We start from the raw sequence: 10390 nt of genomic DNA, 5'->3' as shown, positions 1-10390 counted from the left end.
GCTGCTCCGGCCCGGTCCGCGGGTTGGTCTCTCCAGGCCGCCTGGCAGACCCTTCTTGGCCAGGCCCCTGGCGGCCAGGCCCCTGTTGGCCAGGCTCCTGTTGGCCGGGCGCCTGCCCCGGCGGGTGCGGGACCGCCGCGGCGCCGGCCGCCGCCGGCACCGGCCGGGCCCCGGACGCGGCCGGCACGGGTGGGCGTTGCGGATGCGCGTTGGGCCCCACGGCGAAGCCATGCGGCTGCACCGCCGGGCCCGGCACCTGCCGTACGCTGCCAGGCGCCGCCGGCCGCAGAGCCAGGCGCCGCGCCACCGCCGGGGTCACCCCGGATGTCGTCGCCACCGGCCGCAGCGGCGACTGGCCGACGATCGGGTGCAGTCGGGCCAGTTGCTGCTGCGGCACCGGATGGAAGGCCGCCTGGACCGGCCGCGAGCCCGTCATGACGCTGGCCGGCACCATCGTTGCCGCCCCGCGGTTGGTGAAGGTGTTGATCGTGACGTTGTTGATCGTGGTGTTGCGAATGTTGTTGATATTCGTCACGTGAGACACGTTGATCCGCTGGAAATATCCGCGCGACGCCGGGTACCAGGGGTGGAACGGCTCCCGCGGTCCCAGCGGAATCCAGCCGATCGAGCCGCCTGCCAGCGCGGCCCCCACCGCCGCTCCGGCCGCGACGCCAGCCGCCGCACCCAGGAAGGTCACCAGCGCCGGCGCATAGACCGGCGTGTAGACCGCCGGGCCGGTCACCGGCACCACGCCCGGCGTCCAGGCCCAGCGATTGTTGATTTCCACCCAGCGCCCGTAATGGAACGGTGCGAAGCCCCACGGCGCATTGTCGACCCAGGTCCAGCCCCACGGCGCCACATAGGCCCAGTGGCCCTCCCGGTAGGGGACCCAGCCCTGCTGCACCGGCGGATACCACACCTGCCCATATGAGGGCGTCTGCGCCCAGCTCCCGGTCGTGTACAGATCGGTGCCACCCGGCATCTGCGCCACCTGGGTCACGATGCCGGACGGCACCGAGGCGGGCGGCGGCGGTGGCTGCTCCGCCGCCAGTTGCTGGGTCAGGAACGGATCGCGCACCGCCGGACCGACCCGGCCGTTGAACGTGTCGGTGCCCTCGATCGTCGCCGTCTCGTTCGCCCCGACGGTCAGCGAGACGTTTGGCGCCTCGATCTGCGCCGACCCGTCCAGCACCGTCACCAGCGTCGGCGCCTCGGTGGAGCCGATCTGGATGCCGTAGCGCCCGGCCTGTGTCAGCCGAACCGTGCCGCGCGGCGTCTCGACGGTCCATGTCTCATTCGGTGCCAGGCTGATCAGGTGAACATAGGTCTCGCCTTGCGGCACGGTCGCCTGCAACCCGCTGAAGTCCAGCAGATTGACATCCAACTCGGTCAGCGGCGCCAGCACGACGTGGCTGCTGCCGATCTCCAACCGCGCCGTGCTGTTGGTGTCGGCCCAGAACGCATTGCCGGTGCTGACCGGGTAGTTGACGCTGGCCGGGGACCATTGCGTGTCGTCCGCCGTGCGGAAGGAGACCGTGCCGGTCGCCGCGGAAATGCGCCCCACCCGCGCCGGCGGGTCGCCCTGCGTCTGCGGCGGCTGCGCCGGCGCGGCGGGTGGCGGTGCGCCCTGCGCCACCGCCGAGACCGGCGCCACGGCATTGGCCAGCAGGGCCAGCGTCGCGACCGACGCCGTCAGGCGGAAAAACCGGGAGTTGTTCATCGTCAACCTCCAATTGCTGCCGTCCTGCATGGCGTGGTCTTTGACCTTGGCAAAATCACGTCATGGTTATGCCCGGGAAGAGGCACGCGTTGCCGCGGTCGCCATGCTGTTACCAGCCGACGCGGGCTTGCCGCGGCGCCGCCGCGAATCCGCCCCAAATACCCTGCGAGCTTGAACGCATGAACGGGAGGACCCGGTTGTCATGATCACATGTTCACGCCCGCTGCTGCGTGCCGCCGCCCTGGCCGCTGCCGTGCTGCTTCCCCTGGCGCTGGGCGGATGCGTCGTCTATCCGGCCTATCCGCCGGGCCCGCATTACGGCTACTGGTATGGCGGCGGTGGCGGCGGCTGGCACCGCGGCTATTAACCGCCGCCCGATCAGCGAGCCTCAGAGACCGGCGCGCTCCAGGCCGATGATCGCCCTGGCGCAGGCCTGGGCTCGCGGCACCAGGCTGTCGACATGCAGGAACTCCTCGGGGCTGTGGGCCTGCCCGCCCACCGGCCCGACGGCGCATAGCGTCGGCGCGCCCACCGCCGCGGTGAACCCCGAATCGGCGCAGCCGCCGGTGAACTCGCCCGCGGTCTTGAACCCGGTGGCAGCGGCGGAATCGACATAGAGCTCGAACAGCGCCTTCGCGGCGGGCGACTGGGTCAGCGGCAGGAATTCGCCCCGGATCGTCAGCTCCGCGCGGGTGCCGGGCACGAAGCTCTGCGCGATGATGGCGTTGATCCGAGCGAGCAGGTCGTCCTTGTCGGCGGGGTCGACATAGCGGAGGTCGATCTGTCCCTCGGCCCAGGGAGCGACCGTGTTGACGCTTTGTCCGCCGCTGACCAGCCCGACATTCAGCGTGATGCCGCGGTCCAGGTCGGTCAGCGCGTGGATGGCCTGCACCTTGCGCGCGAGCTCCTCGATCGCGCTGATCCCGGCGGTGAAGTTGCCGCCGGAATGGGCGGCCTTGCCGATGATGCGGAAGGCCATGAAGACGCCGCCCTTGCGGCCGGTGACGACGTTGCCGGATACCCGGCCCGGCTCGCTGTTGAATACCACGCGGGCCCGCCGTGCCTCGGCCTCGATCACCGCGCGTCCCTCGGGCGAGCCGATCTCCTCGTCGCCGGTGAACAGGCCGACCAGCGGGGCCGGCGCGCCGCCGAACTTGTGGAAGGCGGCCAGGATGAAGCAGTTCATCACCAGCCCGGCCTTCATGTCGGCGACGCCGGGCCCATAGGCGATTCCATCCCGGATGGTGAAGGGCCGCCGCGCCGCCTCGCCGTCCGGGAACACGGTGTCGCGATGGCCCATCAGGACGATGTTGCGGCCGGCATTGGTGCCGGACCCGGCGGCTGCGGAGGCTCCGCCGGCCGGCACCAGGGCCCGCAGGCAGTCGCCATGGCGGCTCCGCGGCACGGTCTCCACCGTGATCCCCTGCTGCTCCAGGAAGGCGCGGATCACCGCGCCGACCGCGTCGATGCCGGGCTTGTTGTAGCTGCCGCTGTCGATGTCGACCAGGCTCCGCAGCATCGCCACCATGGCGTCCTGCTGGGTGGCGAGCCAGGCGGAGATCTGCTGTTCGGACATGAAAGCTCCTTGTCAGGGCCGGTTTGCCGTGATCGCGGGAGAGTCTATGAAACGACATTCGGCCGGCACAACCGGTCCCCGTCACAACGACCGTTCGGTATCGATATCATGTCAGTGTCCGCGACCCACGCCGCCGGGCCCCCGGCCGGTGGACCGCCGCCCTCGGGCCGGCGCAACTACGCCCGCTCCTATTGGCTGTTCGCGGCCCCGGCGGCCGTGGTGGTCGCCGCGGTGATGGTCTTCCCGTGGCTGTTCACCCTCTACATGTCGGTGCACGACTGGAAGGTCAGCGGCGCCACCCCCTTCGTCGGCCTGGCGAACTACGCCAAGATGCTGTCCGACGACCGTTTCCTGTGGGCGATCATCCGCACCCTGATCTTCACCGCCGGCGCGGTGATCGCGCCGGTGATCCTGGGTGTGTGGGCGGCGGTGACCTTCGCCGGCAACTTCCTGGGCCGCGGCATCGCCCGCACCGTGTTCGTCCTGCCGATGATGGCAACGCCGGTCGCCATCTCGCTGGTCTGGACCATGATGTTCCACCCCCAGCTGGGCGTGCTCAATTACCTGCTGAGCCTGGTCGGCCTGCCGCCCTTCGGCTGGGTCTATGACACCACCACGGTGATCCCGACGCTGGTGATGGTGGAGACCTGGCAGTGGACGCCGCTGGTGATGCTGATCGTGCTGGGCGGTATCGCCAGCCTGCCGCAGGACCCGTATGAGGCGGCGGTGCTGGACGGGGCGACGCCGTGGCAGCGCTTCTGGCATATCACCTTGCCGCTGGCCTGGCCGTTCGTCGTGGTGGCGGCGGCGATCCGCATGATCGACGCGCTGAAGACGTTCGACACCATCTACGTGATCACCCTGGGCGGTCCCGGCACCGCCAGCGAGACGCTGAACATCCTGCTGTACCAGACCGCCTTCGCCTATTACGACCTGGGCTACGGCTCCGCCATGGTGGTCGTGTTCTTCGTCATCATCCTGGTCATCACGCTGCTGATGCTGGGCTACCGGCAGAAGGGGATCGTGACATGACCCGCACGCGGGCGCGGCTGCGCAGGCTGCTGGGCCGGATCGGCCTGTATTTCTCGGTGATCGTGCTGGTGTCGCCGGCGATCCTGTTCTTCCTGTGGATGCTGTCGCTCGCCTTCAAGAACGAGGCCGACAACACCGCCTATCCGCCGGTGTTCATCCCCAACCCGCCGACCCTGGCCAACTTCGTCGACGTGTTCGCCAAGAACGACTTCCTGACCTATACGATCAACTCGGTCATCGTATCGTTCAGCGCCACCGGACTGGCGCTGCTGCTGGGCGTGCCGGCCGGCTATGGCATCGCCAAGGCGAAGGCCACGCGCGCCGCGCTGCTGATCCTGGTCGCCCGCGTGACGCCCGGCCTGTCCTACCTGATCCCGCTGTTCCTGCTGTTCCAGTGGCTGGGCCTGGTCGGCACGCTGACGCCGCTGGTGATCACCCATCTGGTGATCACGGTGCCGATCGTCGTCTGGATCATGATCGGCTATTTCGAGGGCCTGCCGGCGGAGCTGGAGGAAGCCGCGCTGGTCGACGGCGCGACGATCTGGCAGGCGTTCCGCTATGTCGCGATGCCGCTGGCCCGGCCCGGCATCATGGTCGGCATGATCCTGTCGTTTATTTTCAGCTGGAATAACTTCATTTTCGGCGTGGTGCTGGCCGGCCGGTCCACGCGCACCCTGCCGGTCGCGGTGTACAATGTCCTGACCTTCGAGCAGATCAGCTGGGGTCCGCTGGCCGCCGCGGCGCTGGTGGTCACCGCGCCGGTGCTGCTGCTGACGCTGGTGATGCAGAAGGAGATCGTGGCCGGCCTGACCGCGGGCGGTGTCAAGGGCGGGTGACACGCGATTCGCGGCATGGTCCGCCGGATGGCGCGTCGCGCGGATATGGACGATTGCATACACGCATGCACAGAGCCGATCACAATCACGTGGCTTCATCGGGCACGTGGCTTCATCGGCGCATGTCGCCTCATCCGCGTCAGGCCGCGCCGACCGGACGCGCCCCGTATGTCCACAAAACGAAACTGGCAGCCGGCGGGGGGCCGAGCTGCCAGTTCATCGCTGTCTTTCAACCTCGGGGCTCCCGGCGACGGACGTGACCGCCGGGTCGGGTCACTCGGTCAGGCGGCTGCCTTCTTCGACTTCTTTCCGCCGCCCGAGGCTTCCATCATGATCGACCGCAGGTCGCGCAGGAAGGCCGACCCCTTGGCGGTGCGCTGCACCAGCACGCTGCGGCGATCCATCGGATCGACCTTGCGGCGGGCGAGATCGAGTTCACCCAGCCGGTCCAGCGCGCGCGTGATCGCCGGCTTGGAGACATTCAGCTCGGCCGCCAGGCCGCGCACCGTGTGGCCGCCTTCATTCAGGTAGCAGGTGAGGAACACACCCAGTTGCCGCGCCGAGAGATCGGCGCCATCGCGGCGGACCAGCGCGACGACGGTGTCACGCAGAAGTGCAACCTGGGCATCCGAAGCGGGGTTGGGAGGAGCTGCCACGTTCTAAACCTTTCGTAATGTTCTCAGGACCGGATTCGACCATAAAAGCCCTTGCGGCCTATGAACGAACACCGAAACGACGTCAACCTTATTACGATTAACGATTTGTTGGATTCGATCACGGACGCGTGTGCGCCCATCTGTCTGACAATTAAGATGGGACAGCGAAACGCTCGTTCAAGGCCGCGAACAGCGCCCTGATCGTCATCGCCTCCCCGCCCTCCGGGCGTCCCGGCCGGGCCGCGTCATTCCAAGCATACAAATCGATATGAATCCACGGAACCTGAGGTTTCACGAATCGTTGCAGATACAACCCCGCGACGACGGCGCCCGCCATCGGCTTCGATGCGACATTGTTCAAATCCGCAACAGGACTTTTCAGCCAGTCATCGTATCCGGCCCAAAGCGGCAGGCGCCACATGGGATCGTGCACCGTGTTGCCGCAACGCAGGGCGAGGGCGGCCCAGGCGTCGTCGTTGCAGAACAGCGCCGGCAGGTCCGGCCCCAGTGCCACGCGCGCGGCGCCGGTCAGAGTTGCGCAATCGATCAGGATCGCCGGCTGCTCCTTCGACGCCTCATCCAGCAGGTCGCACAGCACCAGCCGGCCCTCGGCGTCGGTGTTGCCAACCTCCACGCTCAGGCCCGACCGCGTCACGATCACGTCCGACGGCCGCATGGCGTGGCCGGACACGCTGTTCTCGACACATCCCAGCCGCACGACGAGTCGCACCGGCAGGTCGGCATCCATGATCATCCGCGCCAGTCCCAGCACGCTGGCCGCGCCGCCCATATCTTTCTTCATCCTCAGCATCGCGGAAGACGGTTTCAGATCGTAACCGCCAGTATCGAAACAGACACCCTTGCCGCACAACGAGACGAGCGGCGATGCGGCATGCGCGGATTTGCCCTGCCAGCGGAACGTTACGACTCGCGGGGGACGCGACGAGCCGGCGCCGACCGCCGCGACCGTCGGATAGGCCTGGCGCAAGGCATCGTCGGCCACGACCGCCGCCGCCGCGCCATAGCGTTTCGCAAGCGACACGGTAAAATCCGCCAGCTCCACCGGTCCCAGCAGGTTGGCCGGCGTGTTGATCAGGTCCCGCGCCATGTTGACGGCGGATGCCTGCGCCAGGCTCGCTTCGTGTCCCGCCGGGCAGCGCAGCCGCGGCAAGGGCCGCGCTTCGCGAAACCGCCCGTAGCGGTATGTGCCGAGCGCATAGCCGAGAAGGGCGGTATCGAGGTCATAGTCGCCCGGTTCCAGCCGCCACGCCGGCTCCGATGGCAATTGCAGCGGCAGGCCGCCGAACACGAACGGCGAGGTATCCGTGCCCAGCCCCAGCACCGCGCCGGCCACGCCGCCATCGCCCGGCAGCAGGCGCAGCTCGCCCGGTTTGGCCTCGAACTGGCTGCCGCGCACGAAGCCGGCCTGATCGGCCGGCAGCGTGGCCAGCCAGGCGTCCAGGCCATCCGGCCGCACCGGATGAACGGGCTTGCTCTCCACCTCCAAGACAACAAAACAATCGAGCGTCTGCTCCAGCATCGCCACTCAACCCCCGTACAGGAACGCCACCGGTCGCGCCTGGACCGGAGCCCGGTCCCGCGACCGGAGCCAAGGCTAATCCCGAAGCCGGGCGCGATCCGAATCCGCCTGCCGTCACGCAACCGACTTTTGCCCAGCGGCGCCGTACAAACTAGATGGGTTTACGTTACAAACAGGACAGGCGGAAAGCATGACATCCGATCCGGTGGCGTTGATCGCCAGCCTGCTGCCTGGCAAGGGCGAGCGAAACTACGGCCTGGCACTGGTGAATCAGCGCGCCCACGCGCTGCAGGCCGCCTGGCTGGCGGAGCAGGCACGATGCAGCGCCGCCCTGATCACGGCGGCGTTGCTGCATGACGTCGGTCATATGGTGCACGACCTGGGCGAGGACCCGGCCGCCGTCGGTATAGACGATCGGCATGAAGAACGCGGCGAATCATTCCTGAAACAATATTTCGGGCAGGATGTAACGGAACCGGTCCGGTTGCACGTCGCGGCCAAGCGCTATCTGTGCGCCGCACAGCCCGATTATTTCGCTCGGCTATCCGATGACAGCGTGCGCAGCCTGGTCCTGCAGGGCGGCCCGATGACGCGGGCCGAGGCGGCTGACTTCGCCGCCCGGCCCGGCGCGATGGACGCCGTCCGGCTCCGCCGTTTCGATGAGGCCGCCAAGGTCAAGGGGCTGGTGACGCCGCCGGTGGCGCATTTCCTGCCGTATGTGCGCGCGTCGCTGCAATCCGCCTGAGCCGCGGCCGCGCGATCCTGGCCTGCGGTTCCTGGCCTGCGCGTTTCCCGGCCTGCGTTTTCTGGCCGCCGCAGCACCCCATGCCGGATCGGCGCGCCAGGCGGGAATAACCAGGCGGGGATAACCAGGCGGGGATAAGGGGAAACGCGGTCAAGCCGAGCGAGGACGCGTCACGCCGCCGGCCGGGGAGGGCCTGCCAGCCACGCCCGTGCCGGAGAGGCACGGGCGTGGAGCGGGATTTTCGCCGGAAAGCCGTGGCTGGCGGGCTGCCGCGCCCGCCATGGCGACGGATGTTACGCCAGCTTGCCAGTCAGCAGGTCGGTCACCCGGCGCGCGAAGGCGCCGGGATCGGGGGGCAGATCACCTTCCTGCACCTGCGCGAGGTCCAGCAGCGTGGTCGCGGCCTCGGCGATCAGGGCCTTGTCTTCCTGCTTCGCCACCAGCGTCTCGATCAGCCTGTGTCTCGGGTTCACCTCCAGCACCGGCTTCAGCGGCATCGTGGCCCGCCCGGCGCGGCGCAGCAGGCGCTGCATCTGCAGGTCCGGCCCGAAGCCCTGGGACGCCAGCACGACCGCGCTGTCGGTCAGCCTGGCGGTGGCGCGGACGTCGGAGACGCGGTCGCCCAGCGCCTCCTTCATGGCGGCCAGCAGCGGCGAGATGTCAGGCTGGTCCTCGCCCTTGCCCAGCTCCTCGGCCGCCTGCGTCACACTGCGCAGCTTCTTCTCCTCGAAGCTGTCCAGCCGTTCCGGCCAGAAATTGTCGATCGAATCCGGCATCAGCAGCACTTCGATGCCCTTGGCCTTGAACCCCTCCAGTTGAGGCGAGCTCTTCAACGCGTCGGCATCGTCGCCGGTCAGGTAATAGATCGTGTCCTGGCCGTCCCGCATGCGCGAGACATAGTCGGGCAGCGACACCCAGCCCTCCTGCGTCGAGGAGCGGAAGCGCAGCAGCGGCGCGATCTCCGCCCGGTGCTCCGCATCCTCCCAGATGCCTTCCTTCAGGATCGGGCCGAAATTCTCCCAGAACTTTGCATAGTCGGCGGCGTCGGCCGCGCGGGTCTTCAATTCGCCCAGCACGCGGTGGATCATCGCCTTGCGGATGCGTGCCAGCACCGGCGTGCTCTGCAGCATTTCCCGCGACACGTTCAGCGGCAGGTCCTCGGTGTCCACCACGCCGCTGACGAAGCGCAGCCAGGCCGGCAGCAGCTCGGCCTTGTCGGTGATGAACATGCGCCGGACATGCAGGCGGACATGCGCGTCGCGATCGTTGTCCACCGCGTCGAACGGCTTCATGCCGGGGATGAACAGCAGGCAGAAATATTCCAGCGTGCCCTCGGCCCGCCAGTGCAGCGTGGCCCAGGGGTCGTCGAAGAAATGGCCCAGATGGCGGTAGAACTCCTTGTAGGCCTGCTCCGTCACCTCGGATTTCGGCTTGCGCCACAGCGCGGTGCCCTCGTTGGCCTTCTCATCCTTGCCGTCGCGCGTGACGGTGATCGGCAGGGTGATGTGGTCCGCCCATTTGCGGATCACCGTCTCCAGCCGCGTCGGGTCCAGGTATTCGGCGGCGTCGTCCTTGATGTACAGGACGATGTCGGTGCCCGGCTGCTCGCGCGTCGCCGGCGCCAGGGTGAACTGGCCGGTGCCGTCCGAGGCCCAGGTGAACGCGTGGTCGGTGCCGGCCTTGCGCGACGTCACCTCCACCCGGTCCGCGACCATGAAGGCCGAGTAGAAGCCGACGCCGAACTGGCCGATCAGGTTCGGCCGGTCCTCGGGCTTCGCGTCCGCCAGGTTCTGGGTGAAGGCGCGGGTGCCGGACCGGGCGATGGTGCCCAGATTGTCGATCAGCTCCTGCCGCGACATGCCGATGCCGTCGTCGGAGATGACCAGCGTCTTCGCGTCCTTGTCGGGAATGACGCGGATCGTCGCCTCGGCCGGCGGCGCCAGCGCGGCATCGGTCAGCGATTCGAAGCGCCGGCGATCGACCGCGTCGGCGGCGTTGGCGACCAGCTCGCGCAGGAAAATCTCCCGCTCCGAGTATAGCGAGTGGACGACCAGATCCAGCAGGCGGCCGACTTCGGCGCCAAATTCATGTTTTTCCAATACAGCTTCGCTCATCCATCACTCCAGGGGACGTTCCGGTGGTACCACGGATGCCGCGCCATATGCGGTCTGACGCCGGCCGGTTCAATGCGCTGGCGCATCCGATCTGCGAATCCATCGGACGAAAGCGCTTTCCGGCGCGTGTTCCGGACGCGGTTTCCCAAACCCGGTCCTCTCGCGCGGTTT

General features: G+C 68.1%; 9 protein-coding genes. 4 read left to right on the top strand and 5 right to left on the bottom strand.

Annotated elements, in window-relative coordinates:
• Nucleotides 1-1720, bottom strand: a 1720-nt coding sequence (locus VHC04_RS20640; protein WP_325684621.1) for a DUF6600 domain-containing protein, incomplete at its 3' end; no start/stop codon positions are given.
• Between the two features lie 202 nt (nt 1721-1922).
• Here VHC04_RS20640 and VHC04_RS20635 point away from each other — a divergent pair.
• Nucleotides 1923-2087, top strand: coding sequence for a hypothetical protein (locus tag VHC04_RS20635; protein ID WP_325684620.1), 165 nt, complete (start codon nt 1923-1925; stop codon nt 2085-2087).
• Between the two features lie 21 nt (nt 2088-2108).
• On the opposite strand, the gene VHC04_RS20630 is transcribed toward VHC04_RS20635, so the two are convergent.
• On the bottom strand, nt 2109-3296 hold the full coding sequence (locus VHC04_RS20630) for a M20 family metallopeptidase (RefSeq protein ID WP_325684619.1): 1188 nt from the start codon (nt 3294-3296) through the stop codon (nt 2109-2111).
• Nucleotides 3297-3404: 108 nt separating this feature from the next.
• Between VHC04_RS20630 and VHC04_RS20625 the strand changes: the two genes are divergently transcribed.
• Both VHC04_RS20625 and VHC04_RS20620 read left to right on the top strand, forming a co-directional pair.
• Nucleotides 3405-4328, top strand: a complete 924-nt coding sequence (locus VHC04_RS20625; RefSeq protein ID WP_325684618.1) for a carbohydrate ABC transporter permease — start codon at nt 3405-3407, stop codon at nt 4326-4328.
• Nucleotides 4325-5164 (top strand): carbohydrate ABC transporter permease, encoded by an 840-nt coding sequence (locus VHC04_RS20620; protein ID WP_325684617.1) that lies wholly within the window; start codon nt 4325-4327, stop codon nt 5162-5164. Before VHC04_RS20625 ends, VHC04_RS20620 begins: the two co-directional genes overlap by 4 nt.
• A gap of 281 nt (nt 5165-5445) precedes the next feature.
• Here the strand turns inward: VHC04_RS20620 and VHC04_RS20615 are convergent, their stop codons facing one another.
• Complete coding sequence (locus VHC04_RS20615; protein WP_325684616.1) at nt 5446-5820, bottom strand: MarR family transcriptional regulator; 375 nt, start codon at nt 5818-5820, stop codon at nt 5446-5448.
• Between the two features lie 151 nt (nt 5821-5971).
• A complete protein-coding gene (locus VHC04_RS20610) occupies nt 5972-7360 on the bottom strand; it encodes a leucyl aminopeptidase family protein (RefSeq protein WP_325684615.1) in 1389 nt (462 codons plus the stop codon).
• 190 nt (nt 7361-7550) lie between these two features.
• Here VHC04_RS20610 and VHC04_RS20605 point away from each other — a divergent pair, with 190 nt between their 5' ends.
• Entirely contained in the window at nt 7551-8105 is a 555-nt protein-coding gene (locus VHC04_RS20605; RefSeq protein WP_325684614.1) for a phosphonate degradation HD-domain oxygenase, read from the top strand.
• A 293-nt stretch (nt 8106-8398) separates the two neighbouring features.
• Here the strand turns inward: VHC04_RS20605 and htpG are convergent, their stop codons facing one another.
• Nucleotides 8399-10219 carry a molecular chaperone HtpG gene (htpG, locus tag VHC04_RS20600; protein ID WP_325684613.1) on the bottom strand — a complete coding sequence of 607 codons (1821 nt, stop codon included), beginning with the start codon at nt 10217-10219 and terminating at the stop codon, nt 8399-8401.
• Nucleotides 10220-10390 lie beyond the last annotated feature (171 nt).

It is taken from the genome of Rhodopila sp. (assembly GCF_035548095.1).
Lineage (GTDB): Bacteria > Pseudomonadota > Alphaproteobacteria > Acetobacterales > Acetobacteraceae > Rhodopila.
The sequence above is the reverse complement of the archived record's forward strand: the minus strand, read 5'-3'. Positions and strand labels throughout refer to the sequence as shown.

What these genes read in the sequence shown, in the direction of transcription:
- htpG (WP_325684613.1), bottom strand. Translation starts at nt 10,219, where the DNA reads ATGAGCGAAGCTGTATTGGAAAAACATGAATTTGGCGCCGAAGTCGGC.
- VHC04_RS20605 (WP_325684614.1), top strand. Translation starts at nt 7,551, where the DNA reads ATGACATCCGATCCGGTGGCGTTGATCGCCAGCCTGCTGCCTGGCAAG.
- VHC04_RS20630 (WP_325684619.1), bottom strand. Translation starts at nt 3,296, where the DNA reads ATGTCCGAACAGCAGATCTCCGCCTGGCTCGCCACCCAGCAGGACGCC.
- VHC04_RS20625 (WP_325684618.1), top strand. Translation starts at nt 3,405, where the DNA reads ATGTCAGTGTCCGCGACCCACGCCGCCGGGCCCCCGGCCGGTGGACCG.
- VHC04_RS20635 (WP_325684620.1), top strand. Translation starts at nt 1,923, where the DNA reads ATGATCACATGTTCACGCCCGCTGCTGCGTGCCGCCGCCCTGGCCGCT.
- VHC04_RS20620 (WP_325684617.1), top strand. Translation starts at nt 4,325, where the DNA reads ATGACCCGCACGCGGGCGCGGCTGCGCAGGCTGCTGGGCCGGATCGGC.
- VHC04_RS20610 (WP_325684615.1), bottom strand. Translation starts at nt 7,360, where the DNA reads ATGCTGGAGCAGACGCTCGATTGTTTTGTTGTCTTGGAGGTGGAGAGC.